17 protein-coding genes and 1 pseudogene are annotated in these 17,784 nt (G+C 38.3%); 13 read left to right on the top strand and 5 right to left on the bottom strand.

Going from position 1 to position 17,784, the window contains the following annotated elements; translation table 11 throughout:
- Positions 1 to 302: 302 nt before the first annotated feature.
- The 4 genes and pseudogenes from Q0371_RS14880 to Q0371_RS14865 form a co-directional block, all read right to left on the bottom strand.
- Complete coding sequence (locus Q0371_RS14880; protein WP_298472355.1) at positions 303 to 1,493, bottom strand: M14 family metallopeptidase; 1,191 nt, start codon at positions 1,491 to 1,493, stop codon at positions 303 to 305.
- 103 nt (positions 1,494 to 1,596) lie between these two features.
- The gene (rraA, locus tag Q0371_RS14875; protein ID WP_298472353.1) at positions 1,597 to 2,079 is read right to left on the bottom strand and encodes a ribonuclease E activity regulator RraA; all 483 of its coding nucleotides are present in this window, start codon (positions 2,077 to 2,079) and stop codon (positions 1,597 to 1,599) included.
- A gap of 246 nt (positions 2,080 to 2,325) precedes the next feature.
- Positions 2,326 to 2,592, bottom strand: a pseudogene (locus Q0371_RS14870) (transposase); the annotation flags it as partial.
- Between the two features lie 301 nt (positions 2,593 to 2,893).
- Positions 2,894 to 4,585 (bottom strand): NFACT RNA binding domain-containing protein, encoded by a 1,692-nt coding sequence (locus Q0371_RS14865; RefSeq protein ID WP_298472352.1) that lies wholly within the window; start codon positions 4,583 to 4,585, stop codon positions 2,894 to 2,896.
- 379 nt (positions 4,586 to 4,964) lie between these two features.
- Between Q0371_RS14865 and gmk the strand changes: the two genes are divergently transcribed.
- The 13 genes from gmk to spoVM all read left to right on the top strand — a co-directional run bounded on the left by gmk (position 4,965) and on the right by spoVM (position 17,489).
- Positions 4,965 to 5,585: a guanylate kinase gene (gmk, locus tag Q0371_RS14860; protein WP_169358546.1), complete on the top strand. Its 621-nt coding sequence runs from the start codon at positions 4,965 to 4,967 to the stop codon at positions 5,583 to 5,585.
- Position 5,586: 1 nt separating this feature from the next.
- Positions 5,587 to 5,811: a DNA-directed RNA polymerase subunit omega gene (gene rpoZ / locus Q0371_RS14855; RefSeq protein WP_169358547.1), complete on the top strand. Its 225-nt coding sequence runs from the start codon at positions 5,587 to 5,589 to the stop codon at positions 5,809 to 5,811.
- 160 nt (positions 5,812 to 5,971) lie between these two features.
- Complete coding sequence (coaBC, locus tag Q0371_RS14850) at positions 5,972 to 7,180, top strand: bifunctional phosphopantothenoylcysteine decarboxylase/phosphopantothenate--cysteine ligase CoaBC (RefSeq protein WP_298472350.1); 1,209 nt, start codon at positions 5,972 to 5,974, stop codon at positions 7,178 to 7,180.
- The gene (gene priA / locus Q0371_RS14845) at positions 7,177 to 9,588 is read left to right on the top strand and encodes a primosomal protein N' (RefSeq protein WP_298472348.1); all 2,412 of its coding nucleotides are present in this window, start codon (positions 7,177 to 7,179) and stop codon (positions 9,586 to 9,588) included. The genes coaBC and priA overlap by 4 nt, the downstream gene beginning before the upstream one ends.
- Before the next feature lie 25 nt (positions 9,589 to 9,613).
- Complete coding sequence (def, locus tag Q0371_RS14840) at positions 9,614 to 10,105, top strand: peptide deformylase (RefSeq protein WP_298472346.1); 492 nt, start codon at positions 9,614 to 9,616, stop codon at positions 10,103 to 10,105.
- Positions 10,102 to 11,043: a methionyl-tRNA formyltransferase gene (fmt, locus tag Q0371_RS14835; protein WP_298472344.1), complete on the top strand. Its 942-nt coding sequence runs from the start codon at positions 10,102 to 10,104 to the stop codon at positions 11,041 to 11,043. Before def ends, fmt begins: the two co-directional genes overlap by 4 nt.
- On the top strand, positions 11,040 to 12,392 hold the full coding sequence (gene rsmB / locus Q0371_RS14830) for a 16S rRNA (cytosine(967)-C(5))-methyltransferase RsmB (RefSeq protein ID WP_169358552.1): 1,353 nt from the start codon (positions 11,040 to 11,042) through the stop codon (positions 12,390 to 12,392). Before fmt ends, rsmB begins: the two co-directional genes overlap by 4 nt.
- Positions 12,393 to 12,430: 38 nt before the next feature.
- Entirely contained in the window at positions 12,431 to 13,168 is a 738-nt protein-coding gene (locus Q0371_RS14825; protein ID WP_169358553.1) for a Stp1/IreP family PP2C-type Ser/Thr phosphatase, read from the top strand.
- A 2-nt stretch (positions 13,169 to 13,170) separates the two neighbouring features.
- Positions 13,171 to 15,165, top strand: a complete 1,995-nt coding sequence (gene pknB / locus Q0371_RS14820; protein WP_169358554.1) for a Stk1 family PASTA domain-containing Ser/Thr kinase — start codon at positions 13,171 to 13,173, stop codon at positions 15,163 to 15,165.
- An 11-nt stretch (positions 15,166 to 15,176) separates the two neighbouring features.
- Positions 15,177 to 16,058, top strand: a complete 882-nt coding sequence (rsgA, locus tag Q0371_RS14815; protein WP_169358555.1) for a ribosome small subunit-dependent GTPase A — start codon at positions 15,177 to 15,179, stop codon at positions 16,056 to 16,058.
- Positions 16,059 to 16,061: 3 nt separating this feature from the next.
- Complete coding sequence (gene rpe / locus Q0371_RS14810) at positions 16,062 to 16,730, top strand: ribulose-phosphate 3-epimerase (RefSeq protein WP_298472339.1); 669 nt, start codon at positions 16,062 to 16,064, stop codon at positions 16,728 to 16,730.
- Positions 16,727 to 17,380: a thiamine diphosphokinase gene (locus tag Q0371_RS14805; RefSeq protein ID WP_298472337.1), complete on the top strand. Its 654-nt coding sequence runs from the start codon at positions 16,727 to 16,729 to the stop codon at positions 17,378 to 17,380. The genes rpe and Q0371_RS14805 overlap by 4 nt, the downstream gene beginning before the upstream one ends.
- A complete protein-coding gene (gene spoVM / locus Q0371_RS19225; RefSeq protein ID WP_353056450.1) occupies positions 17,373 to 17,489 on the top strand; it encodes a stage V sporulation protein SpoVM in 117 nt (38 codons plus the stop codon). The genes Q0371_RS14805 and spoVM overlap by 8 nt, the downstream gene beginning before the upstream one ends.
- 61 nt (positions 17,490 to 17,550) lie before the next feature.
- Here the strand turns inward: spoVM and rpmB are convergent, their stop codons facing one another.
- Positions 17,551 to 17,739: a 50S ribosomal protein L28 gene (gene rpmB, locus Q0371_RS14800; protein WP_142605779.1), complete on the bottom strand. Its 189-nt coding sequence runs from the start codon at positions 17,737 to 17,739 to the stop codon at positions 17,551 to 17,553.
- Positions 17,740 to 17,784: the final 45 nt, after the last annotated feature.

Raw genomic sequence — 17,784 nt, 5'->3', positions numbered from 1 at the left:
TAACCTAGCTTAGTTTTAATAAGCTAGGACATAACTATTAAATTAAAAAACCGTGAAATCTGCAACATGATTTCACGGTTTTATTTCTTTGAAAAGACACTGATTTCTTGTAGTACGTCTCTCCATTCTTATCGTTTGGAGAGGAGACGGCGACACGTATGGGAACAAGGGAACGCAAAAGCCCCACAGGAGCAAAGCGACGAGAAGATTGAAGTCGCGCCCCAGTGGAAAGCGTATTCGTAAAGGAAGCCAACTGCATGTTGTTTTAAGGAGAGTTATGTCCAATCCTCTTATGTTGCTCCTCACAAATACAATGCTGCAAGAAAAATGCCTAATGCATCTTCATAAATTTCATCAAATTGGGTTAGTGGTAGGGGGTTCGTACCAATGCCTAGTTCGATAGTAAAACCAGGTCTTCTCCAGTCTTGGATAAACCAGTCCTTATAGCCCGCGTAGCTATTGGTAGTTTCTATTGGAATGTAGCCGCTCGCTTCACCGAATTGTATGGCTAGAACTTCATTTTCGGGAGGCTGAAGATTTTCAAATCCCCAGTAAATGACTTGACCCTGGGTATGAAAAGGGAGTACTCGAGCGAAATCTCTTCTTCTCGTTAAATCGGCCATTGCGATAGCTTCGGGCTGTGTTAATGGAGCTTCCCCGCCATAATCTCTTGGTCCTGGAGATTTAGGATTCCGATCTCTTTCTAGCTCCCATAACGCAGGAAATTGATCATTTAAATCTACCCCGTTTATATTGGCCTTCCACCCTGAAAAGTTAGTACTTCCCTTATTCCATTCAATCACATTACTTCGATAAGGCTCGTCGGATGGTGGACCATTAATTACTAAATCCACTCCGTCTGGATTAACCATGGGCACTATGGAAAGAAAAGTTTGTTCGTACAAAGGTGTAGTTTGAATTCCTCTAATGGTGTTCCTATTAGTCAGTGAAAGTAAATAGTCATCTAAGAAGGTCATGATGATAGGAGTTGTAATCCATTCGTTGGCATGAAAGGAACCATCAAAATGGACTCGCTTGTTTCCATTCCCAACTACTATTTCCTGGAGTTCTTTGCCCATAACAGAGTTGCCAATAGAAGAAATTTTTAAAAATGGATACACGGTTTGAAGGCGTCGAATATCAATGACTAAGGAATTGTAATCATAATTTCTTTTACCGGTGACTACTCTCCAAGTAATTCTCAAAGGGATTTTAATCGTTTGTCCGACTTGTAATGAGGTTGGGGTAATATTTGGGTTAGCTAAAAGAATACCCTCTACTGATATTTTTCTACTCTGTGCAATAGCCCAAAGTGATTCTCCTCTTCTAATTTGATAAGCTAATCCTACATATCCTGGTATTTGAATTTGTTGTCCAATGAAAAGGTTTTGGGGGGATATATTCTGGTTGGAATCGAGAATTAGTTGTAGGGGAATATCAAACAACTGACTAAAGTAATAGAGGGAATCTCCTTGTCTTACAAAAACATCCATGCACTTCCTCCACTTCTTTCGATTCATCATAAAATTATATGCAAAAGAAAAAGAAAGATATGACTTCAAAAGAAAAACGTGCGAAATTTACGCACGCAAACTTTTAGTTTACCAATTTTCTTTTTGCAATTACGATTCCGTCTTCGTCTGCATATAAATAATCTCCTGGATGCCAATCGATGCCTAAGAAAAACAGTGGTATATCCACTTCACCTGTTCCTTCTTTTTTACTTTTTAAAGGATTACTTCCAAGGGCTAGAATGGCTATGTTAAGCTCAGTTAGTTCCTTTGAATCTCTCACGCATCCATTAATCACAATCCCGGAAAGGTTTCTATTTTCGGCTATTCCAGCTAAACGGTCTCCCATTAGGGCGCACTTTTTAGATCCTCCACCGTCCACGACTAGAACGCTTCCCACTGGAATGTCTTCTAATGCTTGATTTATTAAAATATTATCTTCAAAAACTTTAACAGTACAAATGGGACCAGAAAAGCTAGTTTTTTTACCGTAGGATTTAAATTCAGAACCTAGGACTTGGATCTCGCCTGAATATTCATCACATAAATCTGCTGTGCTAAATGTCATTCATTTAACCTCCTGGTTTTAAAAAATATATTTCTACCAATTTACTACTTATTTTAAATATTTGCAAAAATTTAAAAGGAATAGTTTTCAAGACAAAAAAGCGACTGATAGAGTTATCCTACCAGTCACATAGTGAAGACAAAATGTCTCGAGTGTTTCATCTCTCGAGGCATTTTGTCATTTTCAAAGGAATGGTATGCGACTTCCCTTTGAGTGTTGAAGATGCGGTAGAAAATCTGTTCAAAGATATCCGAATCCTAAAAACCAACGATACTCCATATTCCTTTCGATTTCTTTAATCGTTTGACGCATGGAACGGATTCCGAATGTATATTGAATAAATGTCATTTGTGACAGTACGACAGGGTCGATGCTTGGTCGGCCAACAGCAGAGTATAGATGTTCTACTAATGGATAAATAAAGTTAAAATTAATGGCAGCATCCAGCTTGCGGATCAGGTGGTCCTTAGGTACAAGTTGTTCACGCTCATTCATTTGATTGCTCGTCATCATGGTTATCATCGCCTCAGAATAATGGGAAATGTATAAGGACACCCTATTCTAGTAGCCGATACAAGTCGATTGGAGCGGAAGGTGCGAAGACTCCTACGGGAACAGCACGAGCCGAAGCACCCGGACTGAGCGCAGCGAGGGAGAAGGCTGAGGCCGTGCCCGTGGAAAGCGTAGCGCCTATAGCGGAAATCGATGATTTCTTAGTATGTATGGTAAATAGAAAAAACTGTAGACAATCTCCAATTTCTTTGAATTTGTCTACAGTCTGCGACTGATAGAGTTATCCTACCAGTCACTTTGTTTATTTTTTCATATGTCTAATTTTTTCTTCATCTGGTGTAACGAACAAAGTAGTTTGTTCGAAGTAAATGACAAAGCCAGGCTTCGATCCATTTGGCTTTTTCACTTGTTTGACTACTGTATAGTCAACTGGCACCGAAGAAGATTCACGGGCTTTACTAAAATAAGCTGCCAGGTTTGCTGCTTCTGATAGGGCTGTTTTAGATGGGTTATCTGAATGTATAACAACATGAGAACCAGGTATATCCTTCGTATGCAGCCAAGTATCCGTTTTCTTCGCTAGCTTAAATGTCACATAATCATTTTGCTTGTTGTTCTTACCAACTGAAATTTCTGTGCCGTCAGAGGCAATATACTTTTCAGGTGTTGGTTTTACAGGCTTTTTCTTCTTTTTCGAAGCGCGCATTTTCAGCAAGCCTTGCTCCATTAACTCTTCTCGAATCTCCTCGATGTCAGTAGGAGATGCCTGCATAACTTGTTGTTGCAATAGCTCAAAATAGGCGATGTCATCTTGGGTTATTTCTAGCTGCTGTTCAATCTTTAATAAGGCAGTTTTTGCTTTTGTATAGCGGTTGTAGTAACTTTGAGCGTTTTGGGTGGCTGTCTTTCTATCATTTAATGGAATGACAACCGTTTTTTCATTTTCATCATAATAGTTAACTAATTCCACTTCTGACAAACCTTTATCAATTGCATATGCATTTGCCATTAGCAATTCTCCGTACAATTGGAATGTATCTAGCTTTTCAGCCTGTTCGAAATCCTTTTTTAATTTTTTCATTTTTAACTTTAGCTTATTTAGTTCGTTTTGTAGCCATCGTTCTAAATCGCCGGCTTGCTGCTTCACTCGATCACGTTCAGCTTTGGCAAAATAAACACGGTCTAACAAGCTGCCTAAATTTTGTTCATCAAACTTAGTGCCATCTATATGATTTAAAGCATTAGGTGAATAATAAGTTTTTCCGTTTACCTCTACGATTTGCTTTGAAGTCCCACCTTGCATAAATTCACTTATATAGGATTTATAAACATCAAGCTTTTCAGTATTAATAATTTCGTTCATGCGATATATCAATTCCTTCGCATGAAGTGGAGAAAACCCTGAAATCTTCTCTACTATTTCTTTAGGGTCTGATGTATTGAAAATCACATTTGTTAAATCCTCGGAATATACTAGTGGGTTCAGCTTGTTCTGTGTAGGTGGTGCAATATAGGGCTGACCAGGCAAAATGGTTCGATAGCTATTCATCGAAGGAGATAAGTGTTTAATGCTTTCTAGGATCAAGTTTCTGCTAGGGTCTACTAATAACAGGTTACTATGACGGCCCATTATTTCCATGTGAACCTCGCGGGTAATATCATCCCCGATTTCATTTTTGCTTAGTACTTCTAGTATAATAATTCGATCCGTTTCATGTTGGCGAACCGCAGTAATGATTCCGCCCTCTAGATGCTTGCGAAGTACCATACAAAACAGTGGAGGAGTAGCTGGGTTATCGATCGATTCATGAGTGAGTTGTATTCGAGAATAAGAAGGATGTACAGAAAACAATAGTTTAAAGTTTTTCCCTTGAGCTCGTATTTGCATAAGTATTTCTTGTGCATTTGGTTGGTGTATTTTAGAAATACGACCTGTTACAATTTGTTGTAATTCAGTTTTCATTGAAATGGTAAATAATCCATCAAAAGCCATAATAATTCCTCTTTCAAAACAGTTTTTTATATTCATTTAAAATTGATTAAACTATGTTAGTTTGGTAAAAATGCAGAGAATATGATTTTTTTACAATTGGAATAAGAAGAGTGGACTAAAAAACTACCTGCATAGGCGAGTTTATCCTCTCACCGATTAGTTTCTCTATCATGAGAACTCAATTATAGCTTAAACTTGTATATCTTTAAGCAAAACTATCTCAAACGTTAAAATCTAAAAATTGTTAATATAGCTAAAGTAATAAACAAGTCCTTGCTTTTCTTTTAATCTTATCATTTTATAGAGGACTTGTGTTATAATCAGTAAAGTATGTATTAAAGTTAGTATTCGGAGATAGCATGTAATTGAAGGAGAAGTTATGCGAAGAGAAAAAGGGATATTAATCGTTTTATCAGGTCCATCCGGAGTGGGTAAAGGAACTGTAAGAAAAGAGTTGTTCTCTGAACCGGGAACGAACTATGAGTACTCCATATCCATGACTACAAGGCTCCCACGCGAGGGTGAAGTAGATGGTGTGGATTATTTCTTTAAAAAGAAGGAAGAGTTTGAAGCCTTGATCGAGCAAGGTAAATTGTTAGAGTATGCATCTTATGTAGGAAACTACTACGGTACTCCAATTGACTATGTGAATGAAACGTTAGACTCCGGTCGAGACGTTTTTTTAGAAATTGAAGTTCAAGGAGCTGCTTTAGTACGCGAAAAAGCTCCAAATGCCTTATTTATTTTCCTTGCGCCTCCTAGTTTAAGCGAGCTCGAGCAACGATTGATAGGTAGAGGGACGGAGACAGAGGATGTCATCAACTCCCGTATACTAGCTGCTAGGCAGGAACTAGAAATGATGCACTTATATGATTATGTTGTAGAAAATGATGAAGTTACAAAAGCTTGCGCAAAGATTAATGCAATTGTAGCTGCGGAGCATTGCCGCCGTGAACGTGTGGAAAAAAGATATTTAGCCATGTTGGAAGGGGAATTTTAAAATGTTATATCCATCAGTAGATTCATTAAAAAACCAAATCGATTCAAAGTATTCATTAGTAAGCGTTGCTTCTAAAAGAGCACGCCAGTTACAAGAAGAAGGCGGAGAGCGCCTAGGTATTTACGTTTCAGCGAAGCAAGTTGGTAAAGCACTTGAGGAAGTAGCTGCTGGAGAGCTTAAAATCGAATCCACTAACGAAAATGCTGTATACGAGGATGAAGTATAAGTAACTCTATTTAGCTTGCGTTAGACATCAGCTAAAGTAATAGTTAAATGCCTCAACGGATACCTTAGGAGTAAACGCCAAGGCGAATCGGATGAAAAGACACCTCCCAAAGAATGTATCTGTTCTTTGGGAGGTTGTTGTTTAGAGAGGGGATTAATAAATGATAACTTCTAAGAAAATTCTTGTTTGTGTGACAGGCGGGATTGCAGTTTATAAAGCAGTTGCGCTAGTAAGTAAGCTAACGCAGGCTGGCGCAGAAGTGAAGGTAATGATGACACCATCCGCTATGGAATTTGTGACACCATTAAGTTTTCAAGCGATGTCAAGAAATGATGTATACTATGACACGTTTGATGAAAAAAATTCGCAGGTTATTGCACACATAGATTTAGCAGATTGGGCGGATTTGGTGCTCGTTGCTCCTGCAACAGCTAATACTATTGCCAAGCTTGCTAATGGGATAGCGGACAATATGGTTACCACTACTCTTTTAGCAACAACAGCAGATGTCTGGATTGCGCCTGCTATGAATGTACATATGTACGACCATCCAGCAGTAAAACGGAATATTGAACAGCTTTCAAAAGACGGATATTCATTTATCGAGCCATCTGAAGGCTTTTTAGCATGTGGTTACGTTGGAAAGGGAAGATTGGAAGAACCAGAAAAAATTGTAGAGTTAGTCGAAACACATTTTTCTCCGAAAGACTTACCTCTAAAAGGGAAAAAGGTAGTCGTAACTGCAGGTCCTACAAGAGAAAAGCTAGATCCTGTTCGATTTTTAACTAATTTTTCGAGCGGTAAAATGGGATATGCTATGGCAGAGGCTGCTTCTAAATTAGGAGCAGAGACTATTCTCATTTCAGGTCCAGTTGCAATAGATGCTCCTCAAAATGTAAAGCTAGTAAACGTCGAAAGCACAGAGGATATGTTTCTTGCAGTCCTTGATCATTTTGAAACAGCCTCTATAGTAGTGAAAACAGCAGCAGTAGCGGATTATAAGGCGAAAGAAATACACCCTCAAAAGATGAAGAAAAAAGAGGGGGAAGTTACAATCGCTTTGGAAAAAACTACGGACATATTATCAGAGTTGGGAAAACGTAAAACAAGTCAAATATTAGTTGGCTTTGCAGCTGAAACTAATGATGTTGTGCATTATGCAAAAGGTAAGTTAAAAAAGAAAAATGCAGATTATATAATAGCTAATGATGTGACAGAAGAGGGTTCTGGTTTTGGGACAGAAACGAATGCCGTAACTCTTGTTGGAAAGAATGATATCGATATTCACTTTCCACAAACCAGTAAGAAGGAGCTAGCCCTTCAGTTATTCCGCATGATAATCGAGCTAGAGAAAGATGAGACTCTATGATTGTAGAGGTTATTGTTGATGTAGCTGCATATCCGATTGACCGCCCGTTTGATTATGTAGTACCTGAACATTTGGAAGACTTAGTAGAACGAGGTAGCCGGGTTCATGTTCCTTTCGGTAATCGAAAAGTGCAAGGGTTTATTACCAATATCAAAGGAGAAACAGATATAGATCGAACAAAACTTAAGGAAGTTCTATCGATTATAGATGTTGAGCCGGTTATTACGGAAGAATTGCTAGAGTTGTCTAAATGGATGACAAAGAAAACTCTCTGCTATGAAATTGACGCTCTTCAAGTAATGCTTCCAGCTGCCTTACGAGCATCCTATAAAAAAAATATTAAGATAGTTGACTCTACCCAATTAGAAGAAGAGATTCTAGCGCTTTTTGGAAAGAAAGAAGTTCTTCCTTATGAAGCTTTTGAAAAAGCAGGAATGCTACGTGTGATGAAAAGGCATTTAACAGAAGGTAGTCTATTGCTCGAAAATATTATTAAGCAGCAAACAAGAGTTAAAACAGTTACTAAATATACGCTGGTTGAAGATAAAGAATTTATAATAGATCAACTAAATAAACTCACCAAACAAGCAGTAAAACAAAAAGAATTGATTGAGTGGCTTCTAGCACAAGAACAAAACTCTTTCACTATGCAAGAAATAATTCAGACTGCCGCTGTTAGTAATGCTACTGTTCATGCACTTATTAATAAAAAGATATTAGTGAAAGAGCAAGAAGAGGTGTATCGGGAGATTACTTCACTTGACTATCAAGATCGTGATAACCGAGTACAGCTAACTAATGAACAGAAGGCTGCATTATCTAAAATTACAAATGCTCAAAATAATAGAGAAAACACTACCTTTTTATTGCACGGTATAACAGGCAGCGGTAAAACAGAAATCTATCTTCATGCAATAGAAAAATCTATAGCAGAAGGAAAACAAGCAATAATGCTGGTACCTGAGATTTCATTGACACCCCAAATGACACGACGTTTCAAGCTGCGCTTCGGGGACCAGGTGGCAGTAATGCATAGTGGCCTATCAACCGGCGAGAAGTTTGATGAGTGGCGTAAAATTTGGCGTGGTGAAGTAATGGTTGTTGTTGGAGCTAGATCAGCAGTATTTGCTCCATTTAAGGATTTAGGTGTCATTATTTTAGATGAGGAACATGAGTCCTCCTATAAGCAAGAGGATACACCGCGCTACCATGCCAGAGATGTTGCAATTTGGAGAAGTGAGTATCATAAATGCCCGGTTATTTTAGGCAGTGCCACCCCCTCCTTAGAATCCTATGCACGTGCATCAAAAGGGGTATACACTTTACTAACTTTAACAATGAGGGCAAAAGAGCAAGCTTTACCAACCGTCAATATAGTGGATATGCGTGCGGAGCTAAAAAGTGGGAACCGTTCTATGTTTAGTGTTCCTTTAGCAGATGCCATTCGAGAAAAACTAGAAAAGAAAGAACAAATTGTACTCTTTTTAAATAAGAGAGGTTTCTCTTCTTTTGTTCTTTGTAGAGATTGTGGAACAGTTGTAGAATGCGACCAGTGTGATATTTCTTTAACGTATCACCGAGAAGGCGAACGATTAAAATGTCATTATTGCGGACATGAGGAGCCAGTGCCTCATCAGTGTCCGGAATGTCAGAGTGAACATATCCGTTTTTTTGGCACAGGTACGCAAAAGGTAGAAGAGGAAATTACTAAATTTTTTCCTTATGCCAGAGTTTTACGAATGGATGTTGATACTACTAGAACGAAGGGATCGCATGAACGCATTCTGAAACAGTTTGGAGATGGCGAGGCAGACATTCTATTAGGAACACAGATGATAGCAAAAGGACTGGACTTTCCTAATATCACTTTGGTAGGTGTCTTGAATGCCGATACTACTCTCCACCTTGCGGATTTTAGAGCTGCTGAAAAAACATTTCAGCTAATGACACAGGTAAGTGGTCGAGCAGGAAGACACGATAAGGAAGGTATTGTATTCATCCAAACGTATACCCCTGAGCACTATGCGATAGAGTACTCTAAGGACCAACTGTACGAGCCCTTCTATCATAATGAAATGATTATGCGTAAGCAATATGAATATCCACCATTCTATTACGTGACATTAGTGCAAGTTACGCATGAAAATGTTCTTCTTGCAGCAGAATACGCGAAGCTTGCTACCGATTGGTTACGAGGTAATCTATCGAGCACGAGTATGGTAATAGGGCCGACTGCAAGCGCAATTAGCAAGATACAAAATAGATATCGCTACCAATGTTTGATAAAATACAAACAAGAACCACTATTAATAGAAAAACTACAGCAACTGATTAAAATTTACCGTACGGAGTGGATAAAAAAAGGGGTTATACTTACAGTAGACTTAGATCCCTCCACTATTTTATAGGCTGTTTGAAAAGAGGAATTTAGAAATGGCAATTCGATCAATCGTTACACACCCTAATGAAGTATTAACCCAAAAATGTAAAGAAGTTCATGCATTTGATGAGAAACTTGGTAAGCTATTAGACGATATGTATGACACAATGATTGCTTCAGATGGTATCGGTCTTGCTGCGCCGCAGGTTGGAGAAGCCATCCAAGTGGCGATTGTAGACTTAGGAGAAGGTCAAGAGGTAATTGAAATGATTAATCCCGAAGTAGTAGAAATAGGCGGATCAGAAGTGGAAGTGGAAGGATGCCTAAGTTTTCCTGACATTTATGGAGAGGTAGAGCGTCCATTTTATGTGAAGGTAGAGGCTCAAGATCGTGATGGCTCTTTATATGAGTTAGAGGCAGAGGACTACGAAGCAAGAGCAATTTTACATGAAATTGATCATTTGCACGGTATTTTATTTACCTCTAAAATAATTCGTTATGTTGATATGGAAGAGTTGGAGAATGAACAGGAGGATGAGCTATGACTTCTATCGTATTCATGGGCACACCTGCTTTCTCAGCACCAATCTTACGCATGCTAGTTGAGGAAGGCTACGAGATTAGTGCTGTTGTGACTCAGCCTGATCGACCAGTAGGTAGAAAAAAAGTGCTAACTCCTCCTCCGGTAAAGGAAGAGGCTTTAGAGCTTGGATTACCAATCATTCAGCCAAACAAGCTAAAGGGATCTGAGGAACTCAATCAAATCCTTAACCTGGCGCCAGATTTGATTGTCACTGCTGCCTTTGGTCAAATTTTACCGAAAGAATTACTAGAAGCACCTAAATACGGTTGTATCAATGTGCATGCATCCTTACTTCCAGCCTATCGTGGAGGAGCCCCAATACACCAAGCAATTATAGATGGACAAGAAAAAACAGGTGTCACTATTATGTATATGGAGGAAAAACTCGATGCAGGGGATATAATTTCTCAGCGTGAAATTCCTATTACACATCTAGATGATACTGGAATTCTGTTTAACAAACTAAGTGAAGTAGGAACTCTCCTTTTAAAGGAAACATTGCCATTAATCATTACGGGCAGAAATGAACGAATTGTCCAAGATGAGTCTCTAGTTACCTATGCAAGAAATATTTCACGCGAACAGGAAAGAGTAGATTGGACTAAGTCTGCAATAGAAATTCACAATCAAATCCGTGGTCTTCATCCGTGGCCTGTAGCATATACCACATTAGATGGACAAACAGTGAAGCTTTGGAAAGCAGACACGATTGATACAAATACAATGGAATTACCAGGGACAGTCGTAAAAATTGAAACAGATTATTTTGTTGTTCAAACTGGTTTGGGAGAAGCTATCCGAATTGATGAGATACAGCCGGCTGGGAAGAAAAAAATGTCTGCAAATGACTATTTGCGAGGCGTAGGTTCTAAATTGCGAATAGGAGACAAATTTGAATGACAAAAAAGAATGAAAAAATATGGACAGGTAATGTAAGAGATGCAGCATTAACTATACTAATGGCTGTTGAAAAACAACAAGCTTATAGTAACTTGTTGCTACATCAAACAATTGAAAAGTATGACATTGAACCAAAAGATCGAGCCTTATTAACCGAGTTAACTTATGGAACGCTTCAACATAAAATGACATTAGATTACTACCTTCAGCCCTTTATAAAAGGTAAGCTGGATGACTGGGTTAGACAACTTCTTCGATTGTCCTTATATCAAATACACTATTTATCGAGAATTCCAGACCATGCAGCTGTAAATGAAGCGGTTAACATTGCTAAGCGAAGAGGACATAAGGGAATTTCCGGTGTAATTAATGGTATTTTACGCTCGATCCTTCGAGAAGGCGTCCGTTCCACGGAAGAGATTCAAGACAAGGTAGAGAGACTTTCTATCGAGACTAGTCACCCAATGTGGATGGTGAAACGATTTATTTCCGAATATGGTTTTGAAACAACTGAGCAAATGCTTAAAGAAAATAACGAGCCTCCTGTGACTACTTTACGTGTTAATTTATTCAAGCGAACAGTAGAACAAGTTATGCATTTAATGACTCAAGAAGGATATGTCGTGGCAAAGAGCGAAGTTATTCCAGAGTGTATTTATTTGTTCAATGGCCAAGCAGCTAAAACGACAGCTTTTCAAAAAGGTTTTGTTACCATTCAAGACGAAAGCTCTATGATCCCGGCCTATGCTCTTCAAGCAGAACCAGGAATGACCGTATTAGACATGTGCTCTGCACCAGGCGGAAAAACGACACATATAGCTGAAAAAATGAAAAATACTGGAAAGCTTGTAGCGATGGATATTCACCAGCATAAATTGAAATTAGTAAAAGAAAATGCTGAAAGACTAGGCTTTAGTTTTATTGAAACAGTTGAAAAAGATGCACGCCAAGCGTCAGAGTTATTTCCAGAGCAAACGTTTGACCGTATTTTAGTTGATGCTCCTTGTAGTGGTCTAGGGGTCATGAAAAGAAAGCCTGACATTAAATATACGAAAAGTGAAAAGGATTTCGATTCACTGAAGCCGATACAACTAAAATTATTAGACGAAGCATATACACTTTTAAAGCCAAATGGTTTAATAGTTTATAGTACGTGTACAGTGGACCGTGAGGAAAATGAAGGTACGGCCAAGTTATTTATGGAAAAACATCCAGATATGGAACTAAAAAGTTTTCCAGACGTTGTAAAGAATATAAAGCAACAAGAAGAGGATGGTATGTTACAGCTGTTTCCTCAAGACCTGAGAAGTGATGGATTTTTTGTGGCAGTTTTTCAAAAAAAGAGCTGATTGCAACGGGCTCTATCTATGAAGAGGTGAAGGGATAAATGAGGTTCGTTGTTAAAACTGATGTAGGCTTGAAAAGAACCATTAATGAGGATCGTGTAGGTGTATTTAAACGTGAGGATGGTCGTATTTTAGCTGTTGTAGCGGACGGAATGGGTGGTCATAATGCTGGAGATGTAGCTAGTGAGATGGCTATTACTGAGTTCGAAAAGTATTTTCATGCTTACAATCCTTCTGTTGTTCCAGCAAAAGATTGGTTAATGTACACGTTTCAAACCATTAACCAACTAATCGCCCAACATTCATCCTCTAATACAGGGTGTGAGGGTATGGGAACAACTTTAATTGCAGGTTTGTTTGAAAACAGCAAAGGGATTATAGCTCATATTGGGGACAGTCGCGTTTATCAAATTACACAAAACTTGGTTCGGCAAATTACAAGAGACCATTCTTTTGTAAATGTCTTACTCGACTCTGGGGAGATAAATGAAGAACAAGCAAAAACACACCCTATGAAGAATGCAATTATGAAAGCAGTCGGAACCGAACGAACTATTCACCCTGATTTTTTTGAAGTAGAATTTGCAGCGAATTCATATTTTCTTTTTTGCACAGATGGTTTAAGTAACAAAATAAGTGAATCCTATATACAGCACTTACTATACTCAAAGAAATCTCTTTACGAAATGGGAGATGAATTAGTAGAGGAAGCTAATAAGTCAGGCGGAGAAGATAATATATCCCTGATCTTGTTAACAAATAAGGATGAGGAGGTGTAAGGATGTTAATCGGCAAAAGAATTAGCGGCAGGTATAAGTTGCTAGAGATGATTGGTGGAGGCGGCATGTCCAACGTATATTTGGGACATGATATGATCTTAGACAGAGACGTCGCAATTAAGGTTTTGCGATATGATTTTTCTAATGAAGAAGAACTGCGTCGTCGCTTTCAGCGAGAAGCACTTTCTGCCACAAGCCTTACTCACCCTAATATAGTTAATATCTACGACGTAGGAGAAGATGAAGATATTCACTATATAGTTATGGAACATGTTAAAGGTGAAACATTAAAACAATACATACAGCATAATGCCCCGGTTTCGCCCGTTAAAACAATTACGATTATGAAGCAGCTAACTTCGGCTATTTCTAATGCACACAATAATCATATTATTCATCGGGATATAAAACCACAAAATATTTTATTGGATGAACAAGAAAATGTGAAAATAACTGATTTCGGCATAGCGATGGCTTTAAGTGCGACTTCCTATACACAAACTAACTCCGTTTTAGGAACCGTGCATTATTTGTCTCCAGAACAAGCCCGTGGCGGTACTGCTACTAGGGAATCGGATATTTATGCGCTAGGAATTGTGTTGTTTGAGTTATTAACTGGACAGCTTCCTTTTTCAGGAGAGTCAGCTGTATCCATTGCATTGAAGCATTTACAGGCGGAAACTCCATCGGTTAGAGCTATCAATCCAGTCATACCACAAAGCCTAGAAAATGTTGTCCTAAAGGCAACTGCAAAAGATCCTAGAAACAGGTACCGTTCTGCAGAGGAAATGGAAAGAGACTTATCAACTGCCATGTCACCAGAAAGGTCCAATGAACCAAAATTTGTTGTTCCTGTAGACGATGGAGCTACGAAGGTTCTTCCGGTTATTAAAGAGCCTGTTTCTTTTGAAGATGTTGCAGAAACTAAAAAATTACAAACGGAGGATAAGCCTCCTGAACAAACAAAACCAAAGAAGAAAAGAAGTAAATGGAAAATAATAACAGGGATAATAGCTGGCCTGATCTTGCTAGCATTAATCATCATCGTAGCTTTCCCTGGGTTGTTTAAACCGGACAAGATAGAAGTTCCTCCTGTAGCTGGCTTAGCAGTCGAGGATGCTATAAAGCTACTTGAGTCAGAAGGCTTTATCATTGGAGAACAAATTTTAGAATTTGATGATGAGGTCGAAAAAGATCATGTCATAGGTACAACACCAGAAGAAGGAAAAATGCGTGACGTAGAAACTGAGGTAGATATAATTGTATCCCAAGGGAAGGAAACTTCTGTAATGGGTGACTACGAAAATCAGGATATCACCCAGGTTATAGCTTTGCTTGAAAAACAAGGCTTTAAAATTGAGGAAGATAAAATCTACTCTTCTACAACGGCGGGTACCATTTTAAAGCAGGAGCCTGAAGCTGGACAAGAAATAATTCCAGAAGAAACAGTTGTCCGTTTTCAAGTAAGTCTTGGGCCAGAAATGATTACTTTGAGAGACTTAAGGGAATACAATGAAAAGAATTTAAACGAATATGCAACAAACTCTGGATTAAAGGTCGTTAAAACAAAAGAAGTAAACCACGATACAATTCCTAAAGGAGCAGTTGTAGAACAATCTCCTGGGCCAAACTCGAAAGTGGCAAAGGGAAGTACGGTTCAGGTAGTGATTTCTTCGGGGCCAAAAGCTAAGCCAACTAAGACGTTTGTAAGAATTGTGCCAATTCCTTATTTGGAGCAAGAACTTGATGGTGAAGGGGAAGAAGGAGAAGATGAGGAAAATCCTGAACAGGAAGTTGTTCCTCAAATAATTCAAATTTACATTCAAGACAAAACGCATAAATTTACAGACCCTCCAGTTGAAGAGTTTGAAATTACATCGGCAGTAGAGAAAAAGATTTCACTAGAAATTGTGGAAGGCGAGGCTGGCGGATATCTTATTAAAAGAAATCAAGAGGTACTCGAACAGAAAACAATAAAATATGAAGATATAGATTAGGGAGGCATAGGATGCCAAATGGTCAAATAAGAAAAGCACTTAGTGGTTTCTATTATGTATATGATAATGGTAAAGTGATTCAATGTAGAGGGAGAGGGGTCTTTAGAAATAGAGGCGAATCTCCTCTAGTTGGTGATTTTGTTGACTATACAGTCGAGGGAGAGAACGATGGTACTATAACTGTCATCCACGAAAGAAAAAATAACTTAGTTCGTCCACCGATATCGAATATTGATCAGGCCATTTTAGTTTTTTCTATTAAAGAACCAGACTTCAATACGATATTATTAGACCGTTTTCTAGTAGTGCTAGAATCCTTTTACATTGAGCCAATCATATGCTTGACGAAAAGTGATTTGATGGATACTAAGATGGAACAAACAATGAAGGATTATATCAACGATTATGAAAATATTGGTTATGAAATATTAATGACCTACAAGGATGATCCAGATTTTAACGATAAAATAACCCCTATTTTAAAAGGGAAAACCACTGTACTAGCAGGACAATCAGGGGTAGGGAAATCTACTTTATTAAATACAATTCTCCCTTCCTTAGATTTAAAAACAGGAGTCATATCGGATGCTTTAGGACGTGGGAAGCATACAACCAGACATGTAGAACTAATCGAGGTTTGTGATGGGCTTCTAGCTGATACCCCTGGTTTTAGTTCTTTTGAATTTGATTTAATGGAAAAAGAAGAGCTCTCTAGTTGCTTTCCTGACTTTGTAAAACGACAGGACGAATGTAAGTACCGTGGGTGCCTACATGTTAATGAGCCAAAATGCGCTGTAAAAAAAGCAGTAGAGCTTGGAGAAATTAAAGAATACCGATACAAACATTATTTACAATTTTATGAAGAAATAGTAGATAGAAAGCCGAGGTACTAACTTATGGTAAAGATTGCACCTTCTATTTTAGCAGCAAATTTTGCAAAACTTGGGGAAGAAGTATTAGAGGTAGAAAAAGCTGGAGCTGAGCTTATTCATATAGATGTGATGGATGGTCATTTTGTTCCAAACATAACGATGGGACCGATTGTCGTAGAGGCTTTGCGACCACTTACTAGCCTTCCATTGGATGTACATCTTATGATTGAAAATGCAGATCAATATATTGAGGCATTTGCTAAAGCTGGAGCTGATTATATAACAGTTCACGTGGAGGCTTCACCACATCTTCACCGTACAATTCAGCTGATTCGTTCATTTGGAGTGAAGCCAGGAGTTGTGTTAAATCCACATACGCCTATCGAATCAATTATGCATGTATTAGAGGATGTTGATATGGTTTTATTTATGACTGTCAACCCTGGATTTGGTGGTCAGAAATTTATACATTCGGTTATTCCTAAAGTAAAACAACTTTCTCAGATTATACAGGAAAGAAATCTTTCTATTGAAATTGAGATTGATGGAGGAGTCAACGAGGAGACAATTATTCCTTGTGTGGAAGCAGGAGCAACTATTTTAGTCGCTGGATCCGCTGTTTATAATGCACCTGACAAAGGAAAGGCACTTCAAAGAATAAAAGCTGCAGGATTGAGTGTGGCTTCAAAATGAAGCGTGTCTTCATCTGCGCAGGTGGTCCTGTAGAGGAAGTTGTTGATCTTAGACAGCTTCCTTTTTTACAAGAGGAAACAATCTTTATTGGGGCTGATAGAGGTGCCTATCATTTGCTGAATGCTGATATTATTCCAACTGAGATTATTGGAGATTTTGATTCTATTAGTTATAAAGAGTTGGATACACTACGTAAACACGTGACACATGTATCTATAATGCCTTCTGAGAAGGATGAGACAGATACGCGTTTGGCTTTATTAGAAGCAATGAAATATAAACCAAACGAAGTTATTTTAACCGGTGTAAGTGGTTCTCGTTTGGATCACTATCAAGCAGCTCTTCATGATGTATACCACTTTCAACGATTGCATCCTGAAGTCTCCTTTTATATCCAGAACAATAAAAATAAGCTTCAATTTCTACTTCCAGGAACACATAAAATAGATCAACAAGAATACAAATATATATCTTTTTATCCTTTTGGTGAAGGACTGGAAGACGTTACACTAGACGGATTTTTGTATAATGTGGAAGAAGAACCAATAAATTATGGCCATGCAAAGTTTACTAGTAATGAACAAGTAGAGCGAACAAGTACTATCTCCTTTAAGTCAGGCATATGTTTAATGATAAGAAGCAGTGACTAAAAGGGAGGAAATTCGTGTGAAGGTCTACACATTTAAATTACCTAAATCTGTTAGTAGTTTAATGAAGGTTTGTATTCGTCTTTTTAAAAAGGATGAGGAAAAAAAATAGTTTTAAAAAGAAATAATGCCAGGTCGACAATTTGTCGGCCTGGCATTAATTATGAGAGCGATTATACGCGCTCAATTTTTCCTGATTTTAAAGCTCTAGCAGAAACCCATACGCGTTTAGGTTTACCGTCTACAAGAATACGGACCTTTTGAAGGTTTGCCCCCCATGTACGCTTAGTAGCGTTCATTGCGTGAGAACGAGCATTACCAGAACGAGCTTTACGCCCAGTGATTGCACATACTTTTGGCATTATAATTTCCTCCTTTAAAAAAGAAGCTGAAAGATTTTCAGTTCG

Origin of the sequence: uncultured Psychrobacillus sp., assembly GCF_938022135.1 — a bacterium.
Lineage (GTDB): Bacteria > Bacillota > Bacilli > Bacillales_A > Planococcaceae > Psychrobacillus.
Note: the sequence above shows the minus strand (reverse complement) of the source record. Positions and strands in the feature narration are given on the sequence as shown.